The 26762-nt window shown below is 67.1% G+C and carries 24 protein-coding genes; 12 read left to right on the top strand and 12 right to left on the bottom strand.

Features of this window, described 5'->3' with window-relative positions; genetic code table 11:
• Position 1: 1 nt before the first annotated feature.
• A complete protein-coding gene (locus tag Q0S71_RS22970) occupies positions 2-466 on the bottom strand; it encodes a GyrI-like domain-containing protein (protein ID WP_296000962.1) in 465 nt (154 codons plus the stop codon).
• A 164-nt stretch (positions 467-630) separates the two neighbouring features.
• Between Q0S71_RS22970 and Q0S71_RS22965 the strand changes: the two genes are divergently transcribed.
• On the top strand, positions 631-2130 hold the full coding sequence (locus tag Q0S71_RS22965; protein ID WP_296000960.1) for a DUF1800 domain-containing protein: 1500 nt from the start codon (positions 631-633) through the stop codon (positions 2128-2130).
• A 36-nt stretch (positions 2131-2166) separates the two neighbouring features.
• A complete protein-coding gene (locus Q0S71_RS22960; protein ID WP_296000958.1) occupies positions 2167-3441 on the top strand; it encodes a DUF1501 domain-containing protein in 1275 nt (424 codons plus the stop codon).
• A gap of 239 nt (positions 3442-3680) precedes the next feature.
• Here Q0S71_RS22960 and Q0S71_RS22955 read toward each other — a convergent pair whose 3' ends face one another.
• From Q0S71_RS22955 to Q0S71_RS22930, 6 genes are all read right to left on the bottom strand, one after another.
• A complete protein-coding gene (locus Q0S71_RS22955; RefSeq protein ID WP_296000955.1) occupies positions 3681-4592 on the bottom strand; it encodes a response regulator in 912 nt (303 codons plus the stop codon).
• 49 nt (positions 4593-4641) lie between these two features.
• Positions 4642-5994: a response regulator gene (locus Q0S71_RS22950; RefSeq protein ID WP_296000953.1), complete on the bottom strand. Its 1353-nt coding sequence runs from the start codon at positions 5992-5994 to the stop codon at positions 4642-4644.
• Between the two features lie 176 nt (positions 5995-6170).
• The gene (locus tag Q0S71_RS22945; RefSeq protein WP_296000952.1) at positions 6171-6908 is read right to left on the bottom strand and encodes a 2OG-Fe dioxygenase family protein; all 738 of its coding nucleotides are present in this window, start codon (positions 6906-6908) and stop codon (positions 6171-6173) included.
• A gap of 99 nt (positions 6909-7007) precedes the next feature.
• Positions 7008-8021, bottom strand: coding sequence for an alpha/beta hydrolase (locus Q0S71_RS22940; protein ID WP_296000947.1), 1014 nt, complete (start codon positions 8019-8021; stop codon positions 7008-7010).
• Between the two features lie 181 nt (positions 8022-8202).
• Positions 8203-8658, bottom strand: coding sequence for a MarR family winged helix-turn-helix transcriptional regulator (locus Q0S71_RS22935; protein WP_296000945.1), 456 nt, complete (start codon positions 8656-8658; stop codon positions 8203-8205).
• Between the two features lie 62 nt (positions 8659-8720).
• The gene (locus tag Q0S71_RS22930) at positions 8721-9662 is read right to left on the bottom strand and encodes a GlxA family transcriptional regulator (RefSeq protein WP_296000943.1); all 942 of its coding nucleotides are present in this window, start codon (positions 9660-9662) and stop codon (positions 8721-8723) included.
• Positions 9663-9839: 177 nt separating this feature from the next.
• On the opposite strand from Q0S71_RS22930, the gene Q0S71_RS22925 reads away from it, so the two are divergent.
• Positions 9840-10937, top strand: coding sequence for an HD domain-containing phosphohydrolase (locus Q0S71_RS22925; protein ID WP_296000941.1), 1098 nt, complete (start codon positions 9840-9842; stop codon positions 10935-10937).
• Positions 10938-11012: 75 nt separating this feature from the next.
• Here Q0S71_RS22925 and Q0S71_RS22920 read toward each other — a convergent pair whose 3' ends face one another.
• Together Q0S71_RS22920 and Q0S71_RS22915 are read right to left on the bottom strand one after the other, a co-directional pair.
• Positions 11013-11834 carry a TIM barrel protein gene (locus tag Q0S71_RS22920; RefSeq protein WP_296000940.1) on the bottom strand — a complete coding sequence of 274 codons (822 nt, stop codon included), beginning with the start codon at positions 11832-11834 and terminating at the stop codon, positions 11013-11015.
• 8 nt (positions 11835-11842) lie between these two features.
• Complete coding sequence (locus Q0S71_RS22915) at positions 11843-12682, bottom strand: phytanoyl-CoA dioxygenase family protein (RefSeq protein WP_296000939.1); 840 nt, start codon at positions 12680-12682, stop codon at positions 11843-11845.
• Positions 12683-12811: 129 nt separating this feature from the next.
• Here Q0S71_RS22915 and Q0S71_RS22910 point away from each other — a divergent pair, with 129 nt between their 5' ends.
• A complete protein-coding gene (locus tag Q0S71_RS22910) occupies positions 12812-13753 on the top strand; it encodes a LysR family transcriptional regulator (protein ID WP_296000938.1) in 942 nt (313 codons plus the stop codon).
• Positions 13754-13774: 21 nt separating this feature from the next.
• Here the strand turns inward: Q0S71_RS22910 and Q0S71_RS22905 are convergent, their stop codons facing one another.
• Positions 13775-14851, bottom strand: a complete 1077-nt coding sequence (locus Q0S71_RS22905; protein ID WP_296000982.1) for a hypothetical protein — start codon at positions 14849-14851, stop codon at positions 13775-13777.
• Between the two features lie 232 nt (positions 14852-15083).
• Between Q0S71_RS22905 and Q0S71_RS22900 the strand changes: the two genes are divergently transcribed.
• From Q0S71_RS22900 to Q0S71_RS22870, 7 genes are all read left to right on the top strand, one after another.
• A complete protein-coding gene (locus Q0S71_RS22900; protein WP_296000934.1) occupies positions 15084-15530 on the top strand; it encodes a hypothetical protein in 447 nt (148 codons plus the stop codon).
• A gap of 170 nt (positions 15531-15700) precedes the next feature.
• Positions 15701-17248, top strand: coding sequence for a hypothetical protein (locus Q0S71_RS22895; protein WP_296000932.1), 1548 nt, complete (start codon positions 15701-15703; stop codon positions 17246-17248).
• The gene (locus Q0S71_RS22890) at positions 17206-18765 is read left to right on the top strand and encodes a hypothetical protein (RefSeq protein WP_296000931.1); all 1560 of its coding nucleotides are present in this window, start codon (positions 17206-17208) and stop codon (positions 18763-18765) included. Before Q0S71_RS22895 ends, Q0S71_RS22890 begins: the two co-directional genes overlap by 43 nt.
• Positions 18766-18782: 17 nt before the next feature.
• Positions 18783-19310, top strand: a complete 528-nt coding sequence (locus tag Q0S71_RS22885; RefSeq protein WP_296000929.1) for a hypothetical protein — start codon at positions 18783-18785, stop codon at positions 19308-19310.
• Positions 19311-19349: 39 nt separating this feature from the next.
• Positions 19350-22982 carry a tubulin-like doman-containing protein gene (locus Q0S71_RS22880; protein WP_296000927.1) on the top strand — a complete coding sequence of 1211 codons (3633 nt, stop codon included), beginning with the start codon at positions 19350-19352 and terminating at the stop codon, positions 22980-22982.
• Positions 22983-23140: 158 nt separating this feature from the next.
• Complete coding sequence (locus tag Q0S71_RS22875; RefSeq protein WP_296000926.1) at positions 23141-24187, top strand: hypothetical protein; 1047 nt, start codon at positions 23141-23143, stop codon at positions 24185-24187.
• A gap of 139 nt (positions 24188-24326) precedes the next feature.
• The gene (locus Q0S71_RS22870) at positions 24327-24674 is read left to right on the top strand and encodes a CzcE family metal-binding protein (RefSeq protein WP_296000924.1); all 348 of its coding nucleotides are present in this window, start codon (positions 24327-24329) and stop codon (positions 24672-24674) included.
• 43 nt (positions 24675-24717) lie between these two features.
• Here Q0S71_RS22870 and Q0S71_RS22865 read toward each other — a convergent pair whose 3' ends face one another.
• On the bottom strand, positions 24718-25533 hold the full coding sequence (locus Q0S71_RS22865) for an ABC transporter substrate-binding protein (RefSeq protein ID WP_296000922.1): 816 nt from the start codon (positions 25531-25533) through the stop codon (positions 24718-24720).
• 229 nt (positions 25534-25762) lie between these two features.
• On the opposite strand from Q0S71_RS22865, the gene Q0S71_RS22860 reads away from it, so the two are divergent.
• A complete protein-coding gene (locus Q0S71_RS22860) occupies positions 25763-26104 on the top strand; it encodes an apolipophorin (protein WP_296000920.1) in 342 nt (113 codons plus the stop codon).
• 71 nt (positions 26105-26175) lie between these two features.
• On the opposite strand, the gene Q0S71_RS22855 is transcribed toward Q0S71_RS22860, so the two are convergent.
• The coding region (locus tag Q0S71_RS22855) for a GGDEF domain-containing protein (protein ID WP_296000918.1) at positions 26176-26762 on the bottom strand (587 nt) is incomplete at its 5' end.

Here is a 26762-nt window from a genome sequence, read left to right as displayed (position 1 = left end):
CTTATTTCACGGGCAAACACAGCTCGCAACTGAACGCGCCGGTCTGCGGATCGGCCGCGTGGTCGGCGCCGTAGCGCTCGAAGCAGGGGCGGCCATCCAGCGTCAGGCCGCTGGTGGGCAGCCAGTTGCCGAAGAATTCGGTCCACGCGGCGGGCATGTCGGCGCCCGTGCCCCGGAACGCGGCGACGGCGTAGCGGCCGCCGGCCAGCTGCGCCAGTTTGACCGGCGGCTTGACCTCATAATCTGCATCGACTTCGACGCAGGCGTCGTAGCGGCACTCGGCCGCCGGCGTGCTGCACGGGTCGTCCTGCGCCACGCCATAAGTGACGCGCCGTTCAAGCCCGTGCGCGGCGCGCCACGGGTTGAAAATCTCGCTCCAGAACGCGCCGATGGCCGCGCCGAACGGACCCTTGTAGCGCAGATAGGCGACGTGCACCTCTGCTATGTCGATGACTTGCACTTCCATTTTCGTCTCCCGAATAATGTGGACCAGATGTTCATATTGCCGCTATTGTAGCGGCGCGCTCACAAATTCTTACATCAGAAACACCATCTGCGTTTGTCGGGCGCGCCAATTGGGCTATAAAGAAAGTCTCGCATAAACGTCACGTCAACGCAAAGAGCCCACCTATGAAATCCTCGCGCTGGACCACCCTCGCTTTCGCCGCGCTGCTGCCCTGCGGCGCCGCGCTGGCCGCCGAACCGTCGACCGCCGCTCCCGCCGCGCTGACGCCCGAGCAGGCCGCCGCCCACGTGCTGAACCGCCTCGCGTTCGGCCCGCGTCCCGGCGACATCGAACGCGTCGCGCAGATGGGCGTGCAGCGCTACATCGACAGCCAGCTCAATCCCGACGCCATCGCCATGCCGCCGGCGCTGACGGAGCGCCTGAACGCGCTGGAAACGGTGCAGCAGCCGGCCGGCGCGTCGCTGATGCAGTTCCTGGCGGTGCGCGCGATGGTCAAGGATGAAGACGACGGCGCCAAGGCCAAGCGCCGCGCCGTCGTCGTCAACATGGCCGAACAGGCGGCCGAGGCGCGCATCGCCCGCGCCGTCGACAGCCCGCGCCAGCTCGAGGAGGTGATGGTCGATTTCTGGTACAACCACTTCAACGTTTTCGAGGGCAAGGGGCTGGACCGCGCGCTGGTGGCCAGCTACGAGCGCGACGCGATCCGGCCCTACGCGCTGGGTTCCTTCCGCGACCTGCTGGGCGCCACCGCCAAGCATCCGGCCATGCTGTTCTACCTCGATAACTGGCTGTCGACGGCGAACGGCTACGAGCCGCCGCGCGCGCGCCGCCAGTCCGCCCTGCAGGCGCAAAATCCCAAGAACAAAGCCAGCGGCTTGAACGAAAACTATGCCCGCGAGTTGATGGAGCTGCACACGCTGGGCGTCGACAACGGCTACACCCAGAAGGACGTGACGGAACTGGCGCGCATGCTGACCGGCTGGACCTACAACGGCCGCCAGCTGGTCGCCCGCAACCAGACGTTTGAATTCGACGCGGCCCGCCACGACAGCGGCGACAAGGTCTGGCTGGGCCATCGCGTCACGTCCGGCGGCCAGTCCGAAGGCGAGTACGCGCTCGACGTGCTGGCCATGCACCCGGCCACCGCGCACCATCTGAGCTTCGAGCTGGCCCAGTATTTTGTGCAGGATAATCCGCCGCCGGCGCTGGTCGAGCGCATGGCGCGCAGCTACCTCGATAGCCGGGGCGACATCCGCACCGTGCTGCGCACCCTGTTCGCCAGCCCCGAATTCATGGCGCCGGCCGCCGTCGGCGCCAAGTTCAAAACGCCGTATCAATATGTGATTTCCGCCGAACGCGCCAGCAACGCGCCGCTGGGCGAGATCAAGCCGCTGATGGGCGTGTTGAATCGCCTCGGCATGCCGTTGTACGGCTGCCAGACGCCGGACGGCTACAAGAACACGCAGGACGCGTGGCTCAATCCCGATGCGCTGAGCCGCCGCATCGCCTTCGCCACGGCGCTGTCGCCGCAGCTCGATGCGGCCGCCTTGCAGCAGGCGCTGGGCGGCGCGATTTCGGCCGGCACGCTCGACACCGTGGCCGCCAGCCCGCCGAAACTGCGGGCGGCGATGCTGCTGGGCAGTCCCGACTTCATGCAGCATTAATCGAACGACTCGAACCCATATCGATCGGAGCACGCCATGCAACGCAGAGACTTCCTCAACACGATGGCGGCCGCCGCCGGCCTGATGATACCGCTGGGCCGCCAGGCCTGGGCCGCCACCGCCGCCGACGGCAACCCGACGAAGAACAAGCTGATTGTCGTGATGCTGCGCGGCGCCGTCGATGGCCTGAACGTGGTGGCGCCGGTCGGCGACGCCAATTACGCGCGCCTGCGCCCCACCATCGGGCTGGCCGCGCCGGGGCAGGACGGCGGCGCGCTGGCGCTGGATAACTACTTCGGCCTGCACCCGGCGCTGGCGCCGCTGATGCCCTTGTGGCAGCAGCAAAAGCTGGCCTTCGTCCACGCCAGCGGCTCGCCCGACCCGACCCGCTCCCACTTCGACGCCCAGGATTACATGGAGTCCGCCACGCCCGGCAACAAGGGCACGGCCGACGGCTGGATGAACCGCCTGCTGGCCGGCTTGCCCGGCACGTCGGCGCCGACGCGCGCGCTCAGCATCGGACCGACCATGCCGCGCATCCTGTCGGGCCACGCGGCGGCCGTCAACCTGGCCAACGGCGCGGCCGGCACCAGGGCCAACATCCTCGACAAGCCGGCCATCGGCGGCGCCTTCGACGCGCTGTACGCCAACAACGCGCGCTTCGGCCGCACCTACCAGGACGGCAAGGACGCGCACAAGGAAGTGATGGACGCGGCCAGCGCCGGCGGCACGGGCGGCATGGACGGCGGCGCGATGAGCAGGGAGATGGTGGCGGCCAACGGCGGCGCGCCGCTGCCGAACGGCTTCCCGGACGACGCGGCGCGCCTGGCCTCGCTGATGCGCAACGACCCGCACATCCAGCTGGCCTTCATCGCGCTGGGCGGCTGGGACACGCACGCCAGCCAGGGCGCGGCCACCGGCCAGCTGGCCAACCGCCTGGCGCCGCTGGGGCAGGGGCTGGCCGTGCTGGCCCAGCGTCTGGGGCCGATGTTCGACGATACGACCATCGTCGTCATGTCGGAGTTCGGCCGCACCGCGCGAGAGAACGGCAACCGCGGCACCGATCATGGCCACGGCAATGTGATGTGGGTGCTGGGCGGCGGCGTCGCCGGCGGCAAGGTCTATGGCGACTGGCGCGGCGTCGGCGACGGCCAGCTGCACGAGGGCCGCGACGTGCCCGTGACGACCGACTTCCGCAGCGTGCTGGCGCAGATTTCGGAGCGCCATTTGCGCCTCGGCGACCAGCAGCTGGCGCAGATTTTTCCCGCGCTGGCGCAGACGGCGCCGGGCTTCAACCTGATGCGCGCCTAGCCGTCGTATCTTCGGAGGCAAAGTCTCCTCGGGGTCGGCGTATCTGCCGTCCGGACAAAAAAAAGCCCGCGAACCTGGGGGCTGCGGGCTGAATCCAATGTTCGGAGAACGCTTGGAGGAGACAGTTCCAATATAGGCCGATTTATGTTGCGCTGCAATACAGTAAAACTACGATGTCGAAATCGCCATCATGACAAACCCGGCAAGTCGTTTGCCAAGTTTGAAACGCTGTTTTTTTTCTAAGCGGCCTGGCGCCGGGCCGCCAAGCTGTGTCCGATGGCGTCGACCAGTTGCTGTGGTTCGATAGGGTGTTCCAGCAGGCAGGCCGTGGGCGCGGCTGGGCCGAGCAGGGCGCTGACGTCGTCGTCCGGGTCGGGCCGCAGCACGATCACCGGCAGGCCGCCGTGCATTTGCAGGGCCGCGCCGGGGAAGCCGCTGCGCAGGGCGTGGAAAGGGTCGAGGTCGCACAGCAGTAGATCATATTGCTGCACTGCGGTGGCCTGTTCGGCTTGCGCGGCGTCGCTGGCCACCGTCAGCGCGTAACCGAAGTGCAGCAGCACGCTGGCGACCAGGCCGCAGTCGTCGGGCGCGGCGTCGAGCAGCAGGATGCGCGCGCCGCTGGCCTGAAAGCGCGGCGCGGCCGGCGCCGCCGCTGCGGCGTCCATGGCATCGTCCATATCGTTTATATTATTGATACGATTTACATCGTTTGATCCCTCCGCCGCGCCATCGTCCGCAACCGGGACCGCAGCCGCGACCGGCGGCGCGTCGCCGGCGCGCAGGGCGGCGGGCAAAAACGCGTCCAGCGCCGGCAGCATTTCCAGCGGGTCGAAGGATTTGGCCAGGCTGCCGTCGAAGCCGGCCGCCCGCAGCGCGGCGCCGCCGTCGTTGACGGCCTGCGCGCTGGCGGCCAGGATGGGGATGGCGCGGGTGGCGGCCTCGCCTTTGAGCCGCTGCACGACGCCGTAGCCGTCCAGCTTGGGCAGTTGCAGGTCGCAGATGATCAGGTCCGGCAGCTCGCGCAAGGCCAGCGCCACGCCCTGTTCGCCGTCGTGCGCCTGCAAGGGCTGGTGGCCGTAGGCGCCCAGCAGGTAGACCAGCAACTCCATACTGGCCTGGTTGTCTTCAACGATCAGTATGCGCGCTCCCATCCGGGCCTCCGTCGCAAAGGGCATCAGCTGCGGCCGGCGCAGCGCCGCTTCAGGCTTTGCCGCTCAGGGCCAGCGTGAACGTGCTGCCGCGCCCGAAGTCGCTGCTGAAGAACAGCGATCCGCCGATCAGGTTGGCCAGGTTCTGGCACAGATACAGCCCCAGGCCGGCGCCTTCGGCGTGGCGGGTCGACGTCGAATCGAGCTGCGAGAAGGCCTGGAACAGCTTGGCCTGGTCTTCGACGCGGATGCCGGCGCCGCTGTCGGCGACGGACAGTTCGGTGACGCGCTGGCCGTCCTCCTCGCGCTGCGTCAGGCTGATGCGCACCGTGCCGGTGTCGGTGAACTTGATGGCGTTGTTGAGCAGGTTAATCATGATCTGCGTCAGCGCGCGGCGGTCGGTGTCGACCGTGATCGGTTGCGGCGCCAGCTCCACTTCCAGCGCCAGGCCCTTTTGCTGGGCCAGCGGGCGCAGCGTGTCGGCCACCTGCTTGACCAGGTCCTGGCAAGCGACCGCCTCCACCGCCAGCGTCACCTTGCCGGCCTCGATCTTGGCGACGTCGAGGATGTCGTTAATCAGCGACAGCAAGTGGCGCGCGCTCGACCGTATGGTGTTGAGCTGCTTGTCCTGCTCCGTGGTCAGCGGGCCGGGCAACTTCATCAGCAGCGCCCCGGTGAAGCCGATGATGGCGTTGAGCGGCGTGCGCAGCTCGTGCGACATATTGGCGATGAAGGCCGACTTCATGCGGCTGGCCTCGGCCAGTTCCAGGTTCTTGAGCGCGATTTCGCGGTTGATGGTTTCGAGCTCGCCGGCGTGGTGGGCCAGGCGCATATTGAGTTCTATCACCTGGCGTTCGCGCGCCTGCAACTCGCTGTTCACTTGCACGGCCTGCTCGTAGGTCGAGATCAAGAGGTCGAGGATTTGCTGGCGCTCGGCGTTGATGAAGTGCTTTTGCTCGCCCAGGTACAGGGCGATGCCGATTTCCATGTTCTGGTTCTTGCGCAGCTTCTGGTTCATCAGCATGTGGCCGATGCGGTTGAGCAGATAATCTTCCGCGTAAGGCTTGCGGATGAAATTGTCGGCGCCGCATTCGATGCCGCGGATGATGTCCTTCGGGTCCATCAGCGACGTCACCAGGATCACGGGAATGTCGCGCAGCGCCGGGTCGGACTTGATGGCGCGGCACAAGTCGTAGCCATCCATTTCCGGCATCACGATATCGGACAGCACCAGGTGCGGCTTGCGTTCGCGGATCGCGTCCAGCGCCAGCTGGCCGTTGGCGGCCGCGCGCGCGCGGTAGTGCACGGATTGGATCAGCCGGCGCACGCGCTCGGCCTGGGTCGGGCTGTCTTCGACGATCAGTATCTCGATGTCTTCGGGGTGAATTTCGTAACTGGTGTCCACGGACCGTCTCCTGAATTACGGGTGCAGGCGGCCGTGCGGCGTGGACGGGCAGGGCGGCGTGCGGTTGCTGTTGGTGTGTTGCGATTGCGGTTGCTGCCGGTGTTGCACAGGGCTGCTGCGACTATATCGGATTTAGCCGGCGCGGAGGAAATTTTTGCCGGCGTGCGCGGTCACTTTCAAACCGCTGGTCCCTGGAAGGCGTGGGCGCGCAAGGTCAGCACCAGCGTGTCGCGGTGGGCCTGCTCGCCGACGGGCTGGATCGGCGTCGATTCGTGGATCACGCTGGCGTCGTCGAGCAGCAGCATGGTCCACGGCTCGGTCAGCGTGAAGCGCTTGCCGTTGGGACCGTCGGCCTCGAAGATGCGCGTCTCGCCGCCCTTGACATGGTGGCGCCCGATCAGGATCACGGCGACGAAATCGACGCCGTCGCGGTGCGCGCCTTCCGGCGTCGGCCGGCCGATGCCGTCGGTGGTGTCGATGCGGAACTGGTGGGCTTCGATGTGCCACGGCTGCGCGCCGCGCACGGCGCTGCACAGCCGGCCCAGCGCCAGCAGCAGCGCGCGCCAGGCCGGCTGTTCGGCCGTGGCCGCCAGCACGGGCGCGAACAGGCGGTTCATGCCGCCGTGCAGCGCGTTGTATTCGAGCGGCTGCCAGTGCGGACGGTGCGCGGTCTGGGTCAGCCGCTCGCCGTCCTGGATGAAGCAGGAATGGCGGCGGCGCCGGTAGCGGCCGCCGTCCTTCAGATAATTGTCCAGCTCCAGCGTGTCCCAGCTGGGGTTCAGCGCCATCAGCGCGGCCAGCTCGCAGCCGGCCAGCGCGGCCACGTCCCGCGGCCGCAGCAGCGCGTAACCGTCGTCGCGCAGCGCCTGCTGCAAATGGTCGGGTGCGGTGAAGATGGGGGCGGTGGTCGTCATGGGAGCGGGCATCGGTGGCGTGGGCCACCATTTTACGACGACTGGGCGCGCATCGCACGGCGGCCGGGAACGGCGGCCCGCCGTGCGATGCCGTCGCGCTTACTTCAAATGGTCCTTCAGTTGCTGCGCCGCCTGCGCCATCGCGGCCCGCACGGCCGGCACCTGGCTGACCACGTTGAGCAGGCCGAAATCGTGGATCATGCCGCCGTAGCGCACGCTCGTGACATCGACGCCGGCCGCGTTGAGCTTGTGGCCGTAGGCTTCGCCCTCGTCGCGCAGCACGTCGAATTCGGCGGTCTCGATCAGCGTCGGCGGCAAGCCCTTCAACTGTTCCACGCTGGCCCGCAGCGGCGACGCGTAGATTTCCTGGCGCTCCTTGGCGTCGCTGGTGTAATTGTCCCAGAACCACTGCATCATGCCCTTGGTCAGGAAGTGGTCGTTGCCGAACTGCTGGTAAGAGCCGGTGCTGAAATCGGCGTCGGTCACCGGCCACATCAGCGCTTCGAAGCGCAGCGCCGGGCCGCCCCTGTCCTTGGCCATCAGCGCGACCACGGCCGCCATATTGCCGCCGACGCTGTTGCCGGCCACGGCCAGGCGCTTGCCGTCGACGTTGATGTCCTTGCCGTGCGCGGCGACCCAGGCGGTGGCGTCATAAGCTTGCTTGATGGCGACGCCGTAATGGGCTTCCGGCGACGGCGTGTAGTTGACGAACACGGCGACGGCGCCCGAGCCGGCCACCAGGTCGCGCACCAGGCGTTCGTGGGTGGGATAGTCGCCCAGCACCCAACCGCCGCCGTGGAAGAACATGAACGCCGGCAGCACGCCCTTGACGCCGGCCGGCCGCACGATGGTCAGCCTGATGTCGCGGCCGTCGACGGTGATGGTTTTTTCCGACACGTCGGCCTTCGGCAGCGTCAGCTTGACGCCGGCCTGGGCGCCGACCAGCACGGCGCGCGCTTCGGCCGGGGTCATGGTTTCCATCGGCTTGCCGCCTTCGAGCGCGGTCAAAAATTGCGCGGTGCCGCGTTCGACGCCGGGCAGGCCGCCGGCCATGGCGCTGCCGACGGCGAGGGTCATGGCGCTGGCGGCGAAGATATTTTTCAGTGTGTTCATGGTCTGACTCTTTCTATTTAAGTTGTTAGAGATTAAATCGTTAGCTATATATTTCACCCACAGACTAGGAACAAACGGTGTTACATGAGACTACTTGCTGCTCGGTTTAAGTGTTAGCGATTAAATCACTAACTACTTAATTATCGCGCCTTGCGGCGACTTGATTACTTATCGGGACGAATCAGGCGTTTTCCATCAGGCTGGCGCGCAGCGTGTTGAGCTCGTTCTTCATGCCGACCACCTGATCGATGCTGCAATTGGACGCGCTCAGCACGCAACCCGGCAGCAGCGCCGCGTCGTGACGCAGCGCGTCGCCGTGCGGGGTCAGCGAGATGATGACCTGGCGCTCGTCGGCGGCGGCGCGGATGCGGGTCAGCAGACCGGCCTGCTCCATGCGCTTGAGCAGCGGCGTCAGCGTGGCCGAATCGAGGAACAGGCGCTCGCCCACGGCCGACACGGTCAGCTCGTTCTGCTCCCACAGCACCATCATCACCAGATACTGGGAATAGGTCAGCCCCATCTTGCGCAACAGCTTGCGGTACAACTTGCTCATCGCCAGCGACGTCGAGTACAGCGCGAAACACAGCTGGTCGTCCAGCCGCGGTGCCGCCAGGTGGGGGGGGGATTTGGTATTCATGGGCACAGTATAAATAGTGCGCTATTCAATTGCAAGCTATTTTTAATCTTTTCTGCACCGGCTCACGCCGCTTCCAGGCGCGCCGCCCGCTTGATCGCCTGCGGCGGCTGGCCGAACGCGCGCAAAAAGGCGCGGCGCATCCGTTCCGGGTCGGAAAAGCCGGTTTCGCGGGCCACGATGTCGATTGAATGGTAGCTGTCTTCTATCATCGCCTTGGCCGCCTCGACCCGCAGCGTCTCCACCGCCTTGGCCGGCGACTGCCCGGTTTCCAGGCGGAAGGCGCGGCTGAACTGGCGCCGGCTCAGGTTGGCCGCGTCGGCCAGCTCGTCGACCGACAGCGGCTTGCGCAGGTTTTGCTTGGCATAGCTGAGCGCGACCTGGATGCGGTCCGATTTCGGCTCCAGCTCCAGCAGCGCGGAAAACTGCGACTGGCCGCCGCTGCGCCGGTGATACACCACCATCTTGCGGGCCACGGCGCGCACGCTTGCCATGTCCAGATCCTGTTCCAGCAGCGCCAGGCCGAGGTCGATGCAAGCGGTCATGCCGGCCGAGCTCCAGAAGTTATTATCGTTGATGAAGATGCGGTTTTCGTCCACCTTCACCTTCGGATACATTCTTTGCAGCTCGCGCGCCGTGTCCCAGTGGGTGGTGGCGCGGCGGCCGTCGAGCAGGCCGGCCTCGGCCAGCAGGAAGGCGCCGGTGCAGATGCTGGCGGTGCGGCGCGCGGTCGCGCTCATGGCGCGCAAAAACGCCAGGAAGGCCGGCGTCGAGATGATCTGTTCCATGCCGCCGCAGACGATGACGCTGTCGGCGGGGTGGTCCCCGAACGGCAGCGAATCGACGCCCACGCCGGCCGAGCTGACGACGTTGCCGCCGTGCTCGGAATACATCTTGATGTCGTAATACGGTCCGCCCGGCAGGCTGTTGGCCACTTCAAACACCGTGACCGCCGCCAGGTCGACGATCTGGAAACCGGGGAAGATAACGAAAGCGAGGGTTTTCATGGCGGCCTGAAATGAGGGATTTAATGGATTCGGGGCCAGATTAAGCCGTTTGCCCGCCCCTGTCAATCGCCGCCGGGCCGTGCCGGGCGGCGGCGGCCGCCGTTATTTAGACGTTGCCGAGCCGGAACAGTTATCATAGTAGCCGTCAACACACGCGCACCGCGGGGAGCAGCAGGCATGAACGTCAAACCGAAGGCCATCGTCCTGATCGTCGATCAGTCGCCCGATCACTTGGTATCGATGAATAGCCTGTTGCAGGACCAGTATGAAATCAAGCTGGCCAACAACGCCCGCGCCGCGCTGCGGCTGGCGCAGCAACTGCCCCGGCCCGACCTGGTGCTGCTCGACGTGGCGCTGCCGGAAATCGACGGCTACCACGTCTGCCAGCAGCTCAAGGCCGATCCCGACACGGCCGGCATCCCCATCATCTTCCTGGCCGAGGGCGACCTGCCGCGCCACGAGCAGCACGGCTTCATGTGCGGCGCGGCCGACGTGCTGGCCAAGCCGGTCATCGCCGAAACGCTGCTGGCGCGGGTCCGCACCCACATCCTGCTCAAGCAGTCCGGCGAACTGCTGCGCCACCAGCACCTGCTGGTCGAGCACCTGGTGGCCGAGCGCACCTACGAGCTGACGCAGATGCTCGACGCCGTGATCTGGGCCCTGGCCTCGCTGGCCGAAACGCGCGACAACAAGACCGCCAACCATATCCGCCGCATCCAGCTGTACATGGGCGCCTTGGCGCGCCAGTTGCAGCCGCACCGCCGCTTCGCCGGCGAACTGGCGGACCAACAGATCTCGCTGCTGTGCCAGGCCGCGCCGCTGCACGACATCGGCAAGGTCGGCATCCCGGACGCCATCCTGCTCAAGCCCGGCAAGTTGAGCGACGAGGAATTCGAGGTGATGAAGCTGCACACCGTGTACGGCCGCGACGCCATCGCCGGCGTCGAACGGCACCTCGGCCACAGCAACGACTTCCTGCGCTACGCGCGCGAGATCGCCCACTCGCACCAGGAAAAATACGACGGCTCGGGCTATCCGCAAGGGTTGGTGGGCGACGCGATTCCCACGTCGGCGCGGCTGATGGCGGTGGCCGACGTCTATGATGCGCTGATTTCGAAGCGGGTCTACAAGCCGGCGTTCACACACGAAACGGCGCTGGAATTGATACGGCAAGGCAGCGGCGAGCACTTCGACCCCGACGTGGTCGACGCGCTGCTGACGGTGGAAGAACAGTTCATGGACATCGCCGCGCGCTACAGCGACGCGCCGCAGTAGACGCGAATCGGCGGCAGCGCATCGGCGGCGGCAGCGAATCGGGGTCAGACCCCGGGTTTGGTTTAGGCCCGGGAGTCACGCCAACGCGTACCGCGCCCGCAACAGCGCCAGCATCGCCACATTCAACTCCCACGCGTTCGACACTTCCTGCTGCGAGTAAGGCAAGGACTGGGTGTACGGCACCGGTCCGAATTCGGGCGTCATCGTCAGCCGCGAGGCCCCGTCGGCGCGGCGCAGCGCCACGATGCGGTCCCACCAGTCCAGATGCGCCGCCAGCGCCGCCGCCGCTTCCGGCGCGCGGAAGTCCGCCACCTGCGGTCCCTGCGCATGGCCGACGCGCGCGTGGATATGGCGCACATGCGGCAGCGTCGCCGCCAGCGTCCGCGGCTGGTCTTCCAGCAGCGATTCGCAGGCGCAGCACCAGTGCGACAGGTCGGCCGTCAGCTGCAAATGTGGCAGCTGCTCCAGATACGGCAGCAACAGCATTGGATGGCCGCTGAAACGGCTGCGGTGTATCTCGTGCACGATGGCCACGCCGTGCTCGCGCGCGATCGCATCGGCCAGCGCGATCAGCTCCAGGTTCTGCTGGCGCGTGTAGTAATCCTTGCCGGTGTGTGAATTGACGTGCAGCGGCCGCGCCGCGCAGGCGTTGTGCAGCAGCTGCGCCAGCGCCGTTTTATGCGCCGCGAATTCGGCGTGGAACACGGTCTCCCACTGCTGCGCGATCAGGTGCAGGCCGGCGGCGCCGATGCGCGCGCTCCAGTCTTCGCGCTCGGCCGCCGCCAGCGGCAGCGACATCTCGACGCCGTCGAAGCCGGCCGCCTTCACGCGGTCGATGAAGTCCTGCGGCGTCAGGTGATTGCTGCCCCAGTGCGGCGCGAAAATCAAAATCTCCATGAGCCGCCTTACAGGAAACCGCGCACCGGAAACGCGGCGTCGCGCTGTATCCAGTTCTGCGGCGAGTATTCGGTGCGGCCGTCGGTCGCGTGCAGCGTGTACGCGTGGCGCGACACCGGCGAGCGGTTCGGCGCGCTGTAGTGCGGCAGCAGGCCGTGGAAGCACACCAGGCTGCCGGCCTTGCACACCAGCGGCACGGCCGTGCTGTCGTCCGGCCACGGCATCGCGGCTAGCTTCTCCATGCCGATTTCATCGCCGTTGCGGATGAAGCGCTCGCGCATCGGGCCGCGATGGCCGCCCGGTTCGGCCCACATGCAGCCGTTGTCCAGCGTCGCATCTTCGAGCGCGAACCAGAACGTCGTCACGCTGACCGGCGTGGTGTCGAAATACGTCGCATCCTGATGCCAGCGCACTTCGCCGCCGATGCCGGGCTGCTTGAAGATATACATCGACTGCCACACTTGCACCTGTTCCAGGCCCAGGTCGCGCGCCACGGCCACCAGCTTCGGATCGGCCGTGAAGGCGCGGAACACCGGGTCGAGATCGTGCATCGCGTGGCCGATCTTGTTGATCGACAGCGCCTTGTCCTGCTTGAGCAGGCCGTCGGCGCCGAAGGCTTCCTCCTCGAAGAAGCAGCGTATCGTATTGTCGGAACCGAGGAAGTAATCGTCGCTGCGCTGTTCCTGTTCTTTGGTGGTGAAGATGCCCGACGCCGCATTGGGATCGAATTGGTCGACAATCTGCGCCGCCCGCGCGCGCAGCACGGCGATTTCTTCCAGGGTTTTGAAATTCGGCAGCACGATGTAACCATCGCGCTGGTATTGGTCTTGTTGTTCCTTGGTCAGCATGGCTGTGCTCCGCTTGGGTGGGGGCCGCGGCGGCGCCGGGCAGGGGATCAGGCATTGTATGCCGCCGATTGTGATGCATCAACGGGCAAACGGTTGACACATTGTCGCCAAAGTGGCGACAATTGGCGCATGGACCAATTACGCGCAATGGAGATATTCGTCGAAGTGGCCCGGCTGCGCAGCTTCAGCGCGGCCGGGCGCAAGCTGGGCATCACGCGCGCCATGGTCAGCAAGCACGTGATGCAGCTGGAGGACCGGCTGCAGGCGCGCCTGCTGCACCGCTCGACGCGCGAAGTGAGTTTGACCGACATCGGCCAGGCCTATCTGGCGCCGTGCATGGCGACGGTGGCGCAGGCGCAGGAAGCGGCGCGCGCCGTCACCCACGCCGGCGCCGGCCTGGCCGGCGCGCTGCGCATCCAGGCGCCGTCGAGCTTCGGCAGCGCGTGGCTGGCCGACGCGCTGGCCCGATTCAGCCTGCCGCACCCGCAGCTGACGCCGACGCTGTACGTGGACGACGCGCTGCTCGACCCCATCGAGCACGGTTTCGATTTGACGATACGGGTCGGCGGCATCCCGGACAGCCGCGCGCTGGCCATGCGCACGCTGGCGCCGTGCCGCGCGGTGCTGTGCGCCAGCCCGGCCTATCTGGCGCGGCATGGACAGCCGAAGACGCCGCAGGAGCTGCGCCAGCACCGCTGCCTGCACTTCAGCCATTTGACCGACGGCATGGCGTGGCATTTCACGCGCGGTGCAGAACAGGAGACGGTGCGGGTGCAGGCCGCGTTCTCGGCCAACAATGGGCTGGTGCTGCAACAGGCCGCGCTGCGGGGGCTGGGCATCGTCTACAACACCACCTTCCTGGCCTCGCGCGCGCTGCTCGACGGATCGCTGGTGGCGGTGCTGGAGGACTGGGAACTGCCGCTCAATCATCTGAGCGCGCTGTACCCGGCCAGCCGCCGGCCGTCGCCCAAGGTGCGCGCGCTGATCGACTTCCTGGTCGATGAATATCAGCCGGTGCCGCCGTGGGACGCCGAGCTGCTGGCCGCCGGATTGCTGAAAATGGCGCCGTGACGGTGCGCGTAAATCGGCGCCTTAGACCACCCAGGCGCCGTCGCGGTAGACCTGCTCGTCATCGAGATACACCGCCTCCGTCACCGCGAACACGTCGACGTGATAGCGCGCGTCCTTGCGCTTGAACTGCGGCTTCTGGTACACGCCGTGCTTGGCCCCCAGCGACAAATGAATCCCGCACATGCGCTCATAGGTGCCGATATCGTCGACCAGGCGTTCGCGCGAGAACGCGCGGTTCATGCCGAAGCCCAGTTCGCGCAGCCACACTTCGCCCTCGTGCGCGCGGATGATGGCCAGCATATTGTCGAACTCCGGCGTCGCGTCGTCGGCGCCGACCACGCGCCCGCGCTCGACGATCAGCGTGATCGGCGTGGCCGGCCGGTTCACCATGAAGGCGGTGTCGCCGAACACGAAGATGCGTACCCGCCCGTTGACCGCCTCCAGGTCGCGCGCCTCGGTGAACACTTCGCCCAGCGGGAACTGGCCGCCGATATTGTTCATGCCGCTGTAGTCGCCGATATTGAGCTTGGCCAATTCGAACGGCGAGGCGAACACCAGCCGCTCGCCGCCGCTGTCGACCACGCCCGAGCGCGCGCCGTCGATGCGGGCCTTGAGCGCGTGGCCGACGCCGCGATAATAGGCCGGGTCGTAGGCCAGCGATGCAATATAGTGCAGCCCCTGTTCGCCCGGCATGCGCGACAAGTGCACATGCTCGATCACCTTCAGGCCGCGCTTGAACAATTCGATGCGGATGCGGAACGCTTCGAGCCGGAAGCTGGTCGACTGGATCAGCACCACCAGGTCGTCGGCCGCCATCGACGCGAACGCGGCCAGCACCTGCTCCGGCGTGACGGCGTCGAAGTCGACGAAGGTGGCGCCAGGCACGGCGCGCCGGTAGGCCGCCGTCAGCGCCAGGTTCAGGGCGCAGCGCGTGTCGTAGACGATCAGCGCGCCGTGCGCCGGCGTGTGGCCGATCGCCATCGCCAGCAGGTCGCCCACGTGGCGCGCGGCGGCGTCCAGCGCGGATGGCGTCAACACCGGCGCGTCCACGGAGGTGGCGGTGGCATCGATGGGGGAGGCGGGGGCGGAGAGGGACATCATGGTGATCGGATGGGCGGGCGTGGGGATGGCCAGCATTATACGGCTCGGCGGCCGTTTCCACGCCGCGTCATAGTGCTTGTCCCGCGGCGGCCCTGGGGGTAGAATTTGACAATATAGCCTTTAGGCAACTCAACGCCCGGCGGGAACCGCGCCGGGCGGCCGCCGCGCCGCCGGCCAGCGCGGCACCTGCGCTGGCACCGTACCGCCACACCAACCGAATGGGATTTCGATGAGTGCAACGAAAGGATTGGATTTGCCGCTCGAGCGGCCGGACGCGGGCGGCCGCGCGGCCCTGTTCGTGCCGGCCGCCGGCGCCAAGGCCGACGTGCTGGAGGCCGTGCGCAGCGGCGCGGCGGTGGTCGGCTTCGGCAACCACGACCGCACGCTGACGATCTACTACGAGAGCAACCGTTTCGGCGAGCCGACGCTGCTCAAGTGGGAGCAGAAGGCGCGCAAGGCCTACGACCGCCTGGTCGACAATCTGCCGACGGTGTCCAAGATGGTCAGCAAGTCCGACAGCTTCGAGCAGGTCGGCTACATCAACGGCAAGGGCATCACGATCCGGCGCATGGAGACGCTGGTGCGCTGGCTGACGGTGTCGGAGGCGCTGGAGACCGCGCCGGCCAGCGACGTGGTGCCGTGGGCGCCGCCGCCGCCGCCGAAAAAAATCGTCTGAAACCGCTGGCACGACCGCGCTGACGCCCCGCACACCGGGGCGTTTTTGTTTTGGCGCCCGCGCCACATGCGTTATGATGGTCGCTCATGCGGGACTCGCCGAGGCGGAGTTCCGGTGCGATGCATGCAGACGACCCGACCACGGCAAGGACAGCTCTGGACAGACTAACGATGGCATATAGATGGGAAACGGCGGACGGCGTCTGGCTCGAACGGCCCGACAGCGGCACCTTTGAACTGGCCGCCGGCGCCGGCGGCGGCGCGCGCATCGACTGGGCCGCGCAGGCCCGCAGCCGCCTGCCCGACGTGGCCCAGCTGCTGGGCGCCTCGGTGCCGGCCGGCTGCGCCCACGCGCCCATCTTCCCGCAGGGTTTCGCCTATTGCCCGCAGTGCGGCAAGGCGCTGACGCGCTACGCCCAGCCGGCCCGCCACGCGCGCGCGCCGGCGTGGTGGGGCGCCAGCAGCGCGCCGCTGCCCGTCAACGAATATCCGCTGCCGCGCCATGTGCCGCACGGCCTGCCGGTGACGGCGCTGCCGCTGGCGGCCAGCCTCGAAACGCGGGCGCCGGAACCGGCCGTGGGCGCCGCCGAGCGCAAGATGCCGACGCCGCCCAACGCCCTGTGCGTGTTCGCCGCCGCCGATTTCGGCTATGCCTCGCAACGGTTGCTGGCGCTGGCCTACACCCGCAACGTGCTGCAATACTGGGACCCGCTGGCCGCCGCCTGGCATGTGATGGCGCCTGAGGACGGCGCCGCCGACTTGTCGTTCACCGCCTCCGATTACGCCTGGCTGCCGGCCGCCCCCGGCGCGCCGCGCGGCGAGGTGGCGCTGCTGCCGTCGGCGCAGGGCTTGCTGCGCCTGACCATCGATCCCGTCAACCTCACCTTCCACACGCGCGCCGTGCTGCATGCGGCCGTGGTCGGCGCGCCCGGCGCGGTCGGCCGTCACATCGCCTGCCTGTACGCCGCCGACGATGGCGCGCGCCTGTGGACCGCGCTGGCCGACGGCGCCGATCCGGAAGCGTTGCGCTGCGAGGGCGCATCGGCCGCGTCGACTGGCTCGCCGGTGCCGCCGGTGCCCGTATCGGGCTGGTCGCGTCCCTACAGCTACGACGGCCGCCTGGTGTGGCTGCACGCGCAGGGCCAGTTGCTGTGGCGTCCCGGCAGCGCGCCGCAATGGCTGGCGTGGCCGGACGGCTGGACGCCGCGCCTGAAATTCGGCGGCCCGGTCAAAAGCCGCCACGGTTTATTGTGGCTGATCGGCCATGACGGCCACGGTTATAGCTTCGTGGAGCTGGGCCGCGCCGACGGCCAGGTGCAGCGCATCGACGGCGCGCGGCTCGGCTTCGGCACGCTGCTGTTCCGGCGCGGCCACCAGGTCAAGAACGAACCGTGGGACAGCGAAGACGTCGAAGACCAGACCAAGGCCGACGCGCTGGTGCTGCCGCTGCTGGAAAACGTCAGCAGCACGCGCAGCCAGCCGACCGGCCTGGTGCTGCGCATCGAACCCTACACCGGCAAGGCCGAAGCGGCGCTCGACGGCGCCATCCTGCCACGCACCGTCATCGAATGGATAGGCCAGCGCAATGTGATCCTCGACGAAGTGGCGCGCCTGAGCGATCCGGCCGGCTGCGTGCCCTTTGTCTACGACCACTGCCTGTGGCTGCACCATCCGAAGTGGAACGAGATCCGCGGCTGGCATGTGAAAGCGCCGACGTGATCCGCGCCGCGCTGGCCGCTGCGGCGTGCCTGGCGCTGGTCGCGGCGCTGACGGCGGCGCCGGCCGTCGCCGTGCCGCCGGCGCATCCAATCTCGCACGTTTTCCTGGTCCAGAATTCCGGCTGGATGGAGCCGTTCTACAGCGACCCGTCGTCGCAGTACAAGGCGCTGGTGGCGGCGGTGGTGACGGCCGCCGCGCGGCCGGGCGACGCGCTGGTGCTGGCCTCCTTCAATCAAAGCCTGCCGAACGCGCCGTCGCCGAAAGCGCTGCTGGCCACCACGGTCGATGGAGCGGCCACGCGGCGGCAGGTCGACGCCGCGCTGGCGCCGTTGACGGTCGCGCACAAACCGGGCAGCGCCGCGCTGGCCGACACCGACCTCGGGGAAGCCGTCGGCGCGGCCATCGCCACGGCGCTCGACCACCGCGCCGGCCTGGTATGGCTGTTCACGAATAATAAAAACAGCCCGAACAACGACCAGGCCACCGCGCGGCGCAACGGCGAGTTTTATCAGCTGATCCACAGCGGCGCCGACATCACGACGGCGCTGGCCTTCCCCTTGCAGATGCCGGTGCGCGGCAGCCGTTACAGCGCCAGCGGCTTGATGGTCTATGTGTTCGCCATCCACGCCGAGGGCGCGCGCGAGCTCGATGCGCTGCTGCGCTCGGGCCGTTTGCAGCAGGTGATTACCGAACCGCCGGCGCGTTTGAAACCGCTGGACCGCGATACCGTGCGCCTGGCGCCGGTGCGCGTGGCCAACGCGCCCGGCGTCGCGTTTTCGATGACGCCATCGGGCACGCTGCGCGCCGACGTGCAGGCCGGCGCCGTCACGCCCACCGCGAAAATCCAGTGGACGCTGGAAAACAGCATCTACCCCTACACCATTGCCAGCGCCCAGCTGTCGGCGCACTCGATGCTGGCCGGCGAAGACCGCCCGATCAAGCTCGGCGCCACCAGCGTGGCCGGACTGGCGCCGCTGCCCGGCAAGGGCCAGCCGCTGGCGTCGGAAATGCAGTTGCCGGTGGCGCAACTGCCGGGCCGCTGGTCGGCGGCGGCGTTCAAGTCGGCCGGTTCCGCCTACGTGCTGCCGGGGACCATAGAAGTGCGCCTGAGCGAACAAAAGCTGGAACTGTCGCAAGCCTTCCGCGCGCGCATGGCGGCGCTGTTTCCCGGCGATCCGCTGCCCGATATTTTCACGCCGCCGGCGCAGGTGCAGGGTTCGCGCGCGGTGCTGCCGATCGAAGTGCGGGTCAGCTTCGGCCTGGCGCCCCTGCTGGCGCTGGCCGGCGCCGTGCTGGCCCTGGCCGCGGCGGCGCTGGCCGCGTGGCTGGCGTTGACCCGGCCGCGCACGATGCTGGTGACGGTGGAGGACGAACTGCGTACCATGCACGTGCGGCCCGGAACCCGGCAGCCCTTGTACGATAAGGCCGGACTCAAAGTGGCCGAATTAAAAACCACGCTGTTCGGCAGCACGCTGACGGATTTGCGCGACGGCGCGCAAGTGCGTCTGGGCCGATGAACGACCAGGAAAATAAGATGAAAAACAATCAGGACGACCCCCGCTCGGCGAAAAACGGCGGCGACCCCGGTTTCAAAGTGCCGGCGCCATCGGCGGACGCCAAGGCGGATGCCAACGCAGACGCCAACACCATGAGGGCCGCCAACGCGGCGGCGGCCCAGGCCAGCGCGCCGGCCGGCGCCAGTTCCGTGCCGGCCGATGCCGGTTCGGCGGCCGGCATCGAAGTGGCGCCGGTCGAAGGCGCGCCCGCCACCGACACGTCGGCGCGCGACCAGCTGCTCGGCGGCGGCATCTTCGTCGTCCTGCTGATTATCTTTTTCTTCGCCCGCAACGCCTACACCCACCACCTGGTGCGGCGCCGCGTGGCGCCGTCGGCGGCCGGCACGGCGGGCTGGCTGCTGTTGGTCGGACTCGGTTTCCTCAGCGGCGCGGCCGTCCTCGCGATCATGAACAGCGCCAAATTCCTCAGCGTGGCGGTGATGGTGCCGCTGCTGGTGTTCGGCGTGCTGGCCCTGATCGCCGCCCTGCTGACCGGCCGGCGCTGATCGCCGCTACGCTAGCGCTACACTTTTCGAGAGATCGCCATGGCAGAATTCCCCAACACCGGCACGGAAAAAAAGGCCGAGCTCAAAGTCGATTTGCGGCCCACCCTGTTCATCGGCGCCGGCGGCACCGGCATGGAAGTGATGATGCGCATCCGGCGCCGCATTTTGTCGGCCGTGTGGAACCGCCACAGCCCGACCCGGGTCGACGCCATCGGCCAGTTCCCGGTCGCGCGCTTCCTGCATTTCGATCTCGATAACGGCGCCGTCATCGACGAAGGCAAATCGCAGCGCACCGACCCGTGGTATGAACTGGTCAAGCTGAGCGACGAGGAAAGGCTGGTCGAACACATCGACCTCCAGCAGTATCACGAATCGGACGACAGCCTGGCGCGCTTTCCGCTGATCGAAAAATGGATGCCGCTGCGGCCGAAAAAACTGCGCTCGCTCGGCATCGACCCGTCGAAAGGCGCGGGCCAGATCCGCGCCGTCGCGCGGCTCTACCTGTTCGACAAATATCCCAAGCTGCGCGGCCGCATCAAGGGCGCGCTCAATTTCTTGAGCAGCAACGCCGGCAACGAGCGCAAGGAAAACTACCAGCGCCTCGGCCTGCAGGTGGACACCTCCAAATTCCGCATCGTCGTCATCGGCTCCAACGCCGGCGGCACCGGCGCCGGCAGCGTGATGGACCTGGGCTGGATCGCCAAGGCCGTGGCGCGCCAGGAAGTGGCCGACAGCCAGGTCGACCTGGTGCTGTTCATGCCGGCCGGTTACGTCAAGGCGAACAAGGAACGCACCGAAGCGAACGCCTACGCCACGATGATGGAACTGGAAACGGCGATGCGCGACATGAACGCGCAAGTGCGCTGGGCCGACCCGGACAGCCTGACCGGCAAAGGCGCGCCGTTCGACGACGTGTATTTCGTCGACACCGCCAACCTGTCCAACAAGGCCACGCAGGACGTCAAGGACGTGTACCAGATGGTGGCCGATTCGCTGTTCGAGGATTTCGCCTCGGCCGATTTCGCCAACCGCAAGCGCTCGGTGGCGGTCAACCAGCAGCAGCACAAACTGGGGCCGTTCAATCCGCGCGTGCCTGAGCAGCGCTTCGGCGACATGCGCCTGTCGTACTCCAAAGTCTATTCGGCCTTCGGCCAGGCGGTGCTCGACACCCAGCAAAGCCTGCGCGACGATATCCGCGCCTACGAGCTGGCGGGCCTGATGGTGAAAGCCTTCTTCGGCATCGTCGGCAGCGATGGCGCGCCGGCCCGCCGCGCCGGCGACCAGGAACGCGACGTCTTCATGCGCGAGCAGATGGCGATGAGCGAGCATCCCTTCGACGCCTTCCCCGACTTCAAAAAGGGCACGGTCGACGTCACGCCCTTCCACGAATACGCGCTGACCGACATGCTGTTGCTGGACAAGGACGGCCGCTCCCTGCTCGAACGCATCGAGAGCAAGGTGCAGCTCGACATCGACCGTATCATGGCCGGCTACGAACTCAATCTGTGGCGCGAAAAAGTGGCCGAGCTGCTGCCCAACCTGGAGCGCGACGCCATCCGCGAAGCCGGCGCCACCGCCGAAACCAGCGAAGACCGCATCAAGCGCCACTCGGCCGAACTGCTGCTGCGCCTGAAGGGCCGCGCGCGCGACCAGCTGTTCGCGCTGCTGGACGACCGCAAGCAGGGCGGCCTGGAATTCGTGCTGTCGCTGCTCGAACAGATCAAGTCCCGCATCGCCCAGCGCGATCTGATGCACGTGGAGCGCAACGGCCAGCGCTACCGCAGCCTGCGCGACGCGCTGCGCACGCGCCAGGTCGAGGAGTCGCTGAACAATCTGTCGCAGGCGGCCGGCAAGATGTTCGGCCGCGACGCCCAGGCCCGCGAAGTGATGACGCATTTGAAGCGCGACATCGCCGACTATCTGCGCTTCCACCTGCTGGCCGTCGCCGCCGCGCAGGCCGACGCCGTGCTGCGCGCGATGTCGGCCTGGCTGGGCGACGCCGCCGCCGTCGACGAACACGGACAGCCGGTGTGGAGCGGCATCGCCGGCGAATTCCAGGAAGGGCGGCGCTGCGTCGACGCCATGCTGGGCGCGGTCGACCAGCGCATCGACCAGCTGCGCGCCGACGCCCAGCACGAACACGCGACCTATATGAAGCTGGCCAGCGACAACGTGCCCGATGCCGTCAAGCTGACCGGCGACATCAGCGCCTGGAGCGAAGAAGTGCTGCTCGAATTCGGCGGCTCGGCGCGGCTGTTCCCGCAACTGGGCGACGACACACTGCGTTCGTCGCTGCTGCTCAAATTATTCCGCCGCGCGCAGACCCAGCTCAGTCGCGAACAGGCCGGCGCGCAGCTGGCCAATGCGGCGCCGTCCGATCCGCTGCTCGAACGTCTGTCAGCCATGTCGCCGCAGGAGCGCGCCCGCATCTTCAATGAATGGATACGCAGCGCCATGCCGTGGATGAACGCGCGCTTCTCGGCCGAATTCACGCCCAACGCCGACCAGTTCAAATGCTTCATCGGCGTCGGCGACGCCAATGCATGGCGCAAGATGGAGGCCGAAATCAAGGCCGCCGTGCCGACCGGTTTCTTCCACGGCGATTTGGTCAACGTCGTCAACACCGGCATAGGCGGCAAGGCGGTGTGCTACATCGAGCTGTCGGGATTCCCGATGACGGTGCTGCGCGGCCTGCCGACGTGGCGCGCCTCCTACCAGATCGAGAATCCGAAAATCCCGACCCATTTGCATTTCGACGCGACCCGCTTCCGCCATCCCATCGCGCCGTCGATGGATGAACTGAATCGGCTGGCCGACGACTACGAATGGTTTTTGCAGGCCATCGTGCTGGGTGTCATCCGCCGCAAGGCCGACCTGTCGGACCGCGAAGCGTCGTTCCAGCCGCGCGGCCAATACCTGTTCGAGGTCGAGCCGGGATCGGGCGAATGGCTGCAAATCGGGAACGAGTTCGCGATCCGCTCCAACGGCCTGCCGCCGTTTTATCGCGACCAGGTGATCGCCGCCGTCCAGCACAGGCTGGGCCGCGTCGGGCCGACGCAGTTCCTGCTGCTGGCGGCGCTGATGCGCCACTATCAGCTACGGGTGTATCAACCGAGGCTGGAGGTGGACGAAACCGGCGCCGAGCTGCCGTCGCCGTCGCTGCCGAACATCACGGCGCGGCGCTTGTACGACGCCTGGCTGCAACGGGCGCTGGCCTTGAATCCGCAGGCGTCGCAGGCCGGCATCGAACGCGCGCTGGAACTGATTAATCAATGGAGCGTCGCGGTGCCCGATTCGGCCGCCGACGCCTACAGCTGGGAAGTGCAGAACAGCGCCGACAAGCGCGTGATCCGGCCCGAATATCTGGTCAGCGAAACGCAGGCGGCCAGCGTGTTCGCCGCGCCGGCGGCGCCGACGTCGACGTCCTCCGCCGGCCAGCAGGCCAGCAGCTATAAGGTGTTCTTGAATAAGACGCAGCATGGCCCGTTTGGTTTGGCCGAACTGGCGCAGCGCATCGCGCGCGGCGAAATCGTCACCGGCACCAAGGTGTGGAATATGCGCTGGGTGCCGCATGTCGACCAGTGGCGCGCCGCCGAAGAAGTGCTGGAGCTGGCGGCGTTGTTCGATGCCGCCATCCCCGATCCGCACGACGACATCCCCGACCCGGAATAGGAAGCGGCGCCGTGGCAGCTGACGTGATCTATCGTTGTGTGAATCCAGCCTGCGGCCGTAGTTGGCCGCGGCAGGTGGCGTTCTGTCCCTACTGCGGGCGGCGGCAGTCGCCGGAGCCGGCGCGGGAAACCGCCGCCAGGGCTGCGCCAGCGCCGCCGGTGGAAACGGTCGCTCCGCCGCCGCCATCGCCGCCGCCGATGCCCGAGCCGCCGCGCGAAAAAGTGAAAGTCGATTTCGGCGCCAAGCAGTTGCAGATACCCGAACTGGGGCCGGAACTGACCGACCGCCGCAACGCGCCGCCGCTGCGCCATCCTATCCGCAAGACCACGTGGCTGATGATCGCCGTCGGACTGGCCGCGATCTGGTACATCGCCAAGCCGCCCGGCCAGCGCCAGAAAGTCGAGGCCCGCGTCGATGCCGACATCGCCCTGGTCGGCGAATGCAAGATAACGGAGGCGCGCGCCGAACTGGCCGCGCTGAAATCGGCCAGGGCCGGCGAGCCGCAGCTCAAGCGCTTGCAGGAAGCGATCGCCGCCAGCGCCCCGGCCTGCGAGAAGAAGCGCCTGCGCGCCAAGGCCTGGACCGAGGCGCGCGGTCTGGTCGACACCGACCTGCAATACGATCATGTCGACCGCGCCGAAGCCACGCTGGCGGCGTTCGAGAAGAAGTGGGGCGCCGCCGCCGATACGGGCGAGTGGAGCGACAAGATCGAGACCAGGAAAGCGAGCCAGTTGCTGGACCGCGCCGACGCCTGCCTCACCGCCGGCAATCACGTCTGCCTCGAAAACAATTTGAACGCGGCCGATAAGCTGAAGCGCCCGGAGCTGGCGCAGCGCACGTTGGCGTTGCGCGATTCGCTGTCGCATTTGCTGGAAGCGACCTTGTTGGGCGCGGCCGCGCCGCCGGCGCCGGCGTCCATCTCCGCGCCGCTACCCGCAACCGCGCCGCGTTCCGGCCTGTTGACGGCATCGCCGGCGGTGGCGCAAAACGAGCAGATGGCGCGCCGCGTGCTGGCCGACGCCGAGCATGAACTTTTACAGGGCAATTACAAGGCGGCGATGGCCAAGGCGCAGCAGTGCGCCACGATGGTCGAAACCGGCAACCGCGAATGCCAGGCCCTGTGGCAAAAAGCCGAGCGCCTCAACGCCGACATGCAGCGCTGCCTGGCGCGCGGCGCCGACTGGATCGGCGACCGCTGTCAGTGAGCCCGCGCCGGTAAGCGGCGCGGGACAGCCTGTCATTTTTTTGTAATGAATGGGTCATGTTCTCGTCAGCGCCGGATTTATATACTGGTTTCCATCGGCAGCAAGCTCGCTGCGGTACAACGATAAAGGAAACCACATCATGTTGAACTTCAAACGCGCACGCACCATCCTGCTGACCATCGGCTTCTCGTCGGCCTTGTTCGCCGGCGCCGCCCAGGCGGCCGGCCCCACCGCCGGCAGCGCCGATTTCGGCAACGCCACCAATGCCGCCGCCGAGCGCCAGATCGACCTGACCGCCGCCACCCGGTCGGTCAACGTGACCGACGGCGAAACCGTGCGCTTCAATGCCAACGGCAAGTCGTTCACGTGGCACTTCGACACCTACAGCAACCGTGGCGGCTTCGACCTGTCGAAGATCGCGCCGGCGGACGTGATGGTGGGCGGCGTCCATGTGTACGTGGCATCGAATCCTATCTATCGCGGTTGATGCGCGAGGGGGATGGCGGCACGGCCATCGGCGGCGCGGCGGCTCAATGTTTGGCGCACGCCGGCGGGTGGTCCACGCCGAAATTCTCCCACCTTTTCTGGATGCGGTCTAATTCACCGTTGTCCTTCAGCTTCGCGAGGGCGAGGCGCAGGCGCTCTATCGTTGGCGGCGCCACGTGTTTACCGACCAGCATATACAGGGGCAGGGTGTTCATGGTGGTGGGCAGTATCTTGATTTTGTCTTGCACGCAGAACTCGTGCAGCAGGTAGACCAGTCCCGGCGCCCGGAAATAAACGAAGCGGCCGCGATGGGCCAGCAGCTTCTCGAAATTCTGCTGGATCGATCCGGAACCGGTGTCCAGGCGCAGGCCGGCGATGTCTTCGAGCTGCTTGCTCGGTCCCATGCCCTGCACGGCCAGCACCACGTTGTCGTGCCCGAGGCGGATCACGTCGTCCCAGCTGGAAATGGCCACGTCATCGTCGGCGCGCACCGCGAGCGCGTAGCGGAACGTGAACATCGCCGGTTCCAGTATGACGAAACGGCCATCGCGGTATTTGTTTTTCACGAGGCCGCAGCCGACGTCCTTTTTACCGTAAAAGATATGGGCGTCGATGCGCGCCGGCGGTTCCCATTCCTGGTCGCCGACGAATTTGAGTTCGGGGTCGATTTTTTCGATGGCGTGGAAGATGTCGATGCACATACCGCTGACCGAGGTGCTGCCATTGACGACGGTGCGCACGAACTTGGGCTCGGAATCGGTTTGCGCCGCGGTGCGGATTTCGGTGACGGCGGCCACGGCGCCGCCGGCCAGCGCGTACCAGAAGCAAAGCAGGGTGGCGATCAATCGTAGCGGCTTCATGGCGCTCATTTCAGAAAAGTGGCTGGGGTAGGGTAGCACGGCGCCGCCGTTTTTTGTCGTGGCCGCTTCAATTCTGGCCGGGGACGGGCGCAACGTCAACATTGGCGGCGGCGGGCGCCGCGCGGAGGCTGGCTCGGACGGCGCGGGCGCGAGCGGTGGCGCTGGCGTGTGGTCAGCTTGTCAATGGACGGTGTATGCTGTGCGCAGCATAACTATTCGGGAGAACATGATGGCGGCAGCAAAATATCTGGGCGCGACGTTGGCGCTGGTGGTGGCGATGGGCGCCCTGGCGGGTTGTCATAAAAAGGATGACAACACTGTCGGCGCCGGTCCGGCCGAGCAGACCGGGCGCCGGCTCGACCAGGTCACCGACAAGGCGGGCCGCGACCTGACCAGGGCCGCCGAGCAGGCCAACCAGCAGATTCAGGACGCGGCCAAGGAAACCAGCGAGCAAGTGCGCAAGGCCACCGACGATGCCGGCAAGGAGATCAACAAGGCGACCGACGCCACCGGCAAAAAGCTGGAGCAGGCGGGCCAGAAAATGCAGGAAAAAGCGCACGAGGATAAGTAGCGTAGGCGCGGCTGATCCACCGCTCGCTGCCACCGGCTTCGATGCGGCAGCGGCGCGCCGCTTCCCCTGTTTCAATTGCCGGTCTTGAGCGCCGCGGCCTTCAGCGGCACCACGTTGCTATGTTCATTCGGCGACGGCGCGTCCGGCTCCGGCGCGCCGCCGAGGATCACGCTCAGGTCGACGAAGCCGGCGCGCCACGCCCGCTCCAGATCCTGCTCGATCGCTTCCATCGAGGTCTGACTGAAATTGTCGAAGCCGCGCACGCCGTAGGCGCGGTTGCGGCCGTGCGCCTTGGCCAGGTAGAGCGCCATGTCGACCAGGTTGACCGCGCGCTCCCACGGCAGCGGCACGTCGCCCGGTATCAGCGGGAACGGCGCGAAGCCGACCGACACGTTGACCGTGATCCGGTGCTCCTGGTAGGCGATGGTCTGCGACGAGATCCCGGTCAAAATCCGGCGCGCCACTTCTTCCAGCCCGTTGCGCGGGATCGCCGGCAAAAAGGCGAGGAACTCCTCGCCGCCCCAGCGCACGATCATGTCGGTCTCGCGCAGCACGATGCGCAGGTTCTCGGCGATCATCTTCAGCACGGCATCGCCGGCGGCGTGGCCGTAGCTGTCGTTGACGTTCTTGAAGTGGTCGACGTCGAGCAGGAAAAGCG

This window comes from Rugamonas sp. (assembly GCF_025354735.1).
GTDB lineage: Bacteria > Pseudomonadota > Gammaproteobacteria > Burkholderiales > Burkholderiaceae_D > Rugamonas.
This window is presented reverse-complemented; position numbering and strand designations above follow the sequence as displayed.

Excerpts from the sequence above, each read along its gene's own strand:
- Q0S71_RS22860 (WP_296000920.1), top strand. The coding sequence starts at position 25,763 with ATGGCGGCAGCAAAATATCTGGGCGCGACGTTGGCGCTGGTGGTGGCG.
- Q0S71_RS22945 (WP_296000952.1), bottom strand. The coding sequence starts at position 6,908 with ATGACGACCACCGCCCCCATCTTCACCGCACCCGACCATTTGCAGCAG.
- Q0S71_RS22925 (WP_296000941.1), top strand. The coding sequence starts at position 9,840 with ATGAACGTCAAACCGAAGGCCATCGTCCTGATCGTCGATCAGTCGCCC.
- Q0S71_RS22910 (WP_296000938.1), top strand. The coding sequence starts at position 12,812 with ATGGACCAATTACGCGCAATGGAGATATTCGTCGAAGTGGCCCGGCTG.
- Q0S71_RS22895 (WP_296000932.1), top strand. The coding sequence starts at position 15,701 with ATGGCATATAGATGGGAAACGGCGGACGGCGTCTGGCTCGAACGGCCC.
- Q0S71_RS22930 (WP_296000943.1), bottom strand. The coding sequence starts at position 9,662 with ATGAAAACCCTCGCTTTCGTTATCTTCCCCGGTTTCCAGATCGTCGAC.
- Q0S71_RS22970 (WP_296000962.1), bottom strand. The coding sequence starts at position 466 with ATGGAAGTGCAAGTCATCGACATAGCAGAGGTGCACGTCGCCTATCTG.
- Q0S71_RS22940 (WP_296000947.1), bottom strand. The coding sequence starts at position 8,021 with ATGAACACACTGAAAAATATCTTCGCCGCCAGCGCCATGACCCTCGCC.
- Q0S71_RS22920 (WP_296000940.1), bottom strand. The coding sequence starts at position 11,834 with ATGGAGATTTTGATTTTCGCGCCGCACTGGGGCAGCAATCACCTGACG.
- Q0S71_RS22865 (WP_296000922.1), bottom strand. The coding sequence starts at position 25,533 with ATGAAGCCGCTACGATTGATCGCCACCCTGCTTTGCTTCTGGTACGCG.
- Q0S71_RS22905 (WP_296000982.1), bottom strand. The coding sequence starts at position 14,851 with ATGTCCCTCTCCGCCCCCGCCTCCCCCATCGATGCCACCGCCACCTCC.
- Q0S71_RS22880 (WP_296000927.1), top strand. The coding sequence starts at position 19,350 with ATGGCAGAATTCCCCAACACCGGCACGGAAAAAAAGGCCGAGCTCAAA.
- Q0S71_RS22955 (WP_296000955.1), bottom strand. The coding sequence starts at position 4,592 with ATGGGAGCGCGCATACTGATCGTTGAAGACAACCAGGCCAGTATGGAG.
- Q0S71_RS22900 (WP_296000934.1), top strand. The coding sequence starts at position 15,084 with ATGAGTGCAACGAAAGGATTGGATTTGCCGCTCGAGCGGCCGGACGCG.
- Q0S71_RS22885 (WP_296000929.1), top strand. The coding sequence starts at position 18,783 with ATGAAAAACAATCAGGACGACCCCCGCTCGGCGAAAAACGGCGGCGAC.
- Q0S71_RS22935 (WP_296000945.1), bottom strand. The coding sequence starts at position 8,658 with ATGAATACCAAATCCCCCCCCCACCTGGCGGCACCGCGGCTGGACGAC.
- Q0S71_RS22965 (WP_296000960.1), top strand. The coding sequence starts at position 631 with ATGAAATCCTCGCGCTGGACCACCCTCGCTTTCGCCGCGCTGCTGCCC.
- Q0S71_RS22915 (WP_296000939.1), bottom strand. The coding sequence starts at position 12,682 with ATGCTGACCAAGGAACAACAAGACCAATACCAGCGCGATGGTTACATC.
- Q0S71_RS22960 (WP_296000958.1), top strand. The coding sequence starts at position 2,167 with ATGCAACGCAGAGACTTCCTCAACACGATGGCGGCCGCCGCCGGCCTG.
- Q0S71_RS22870 (WP_296000924.1), top strand. The coding sequence starts at position 24,327 with ATGTTGAACTTCAAACGCGCACGCACCATCCTGCTGACCATCGGCTTC.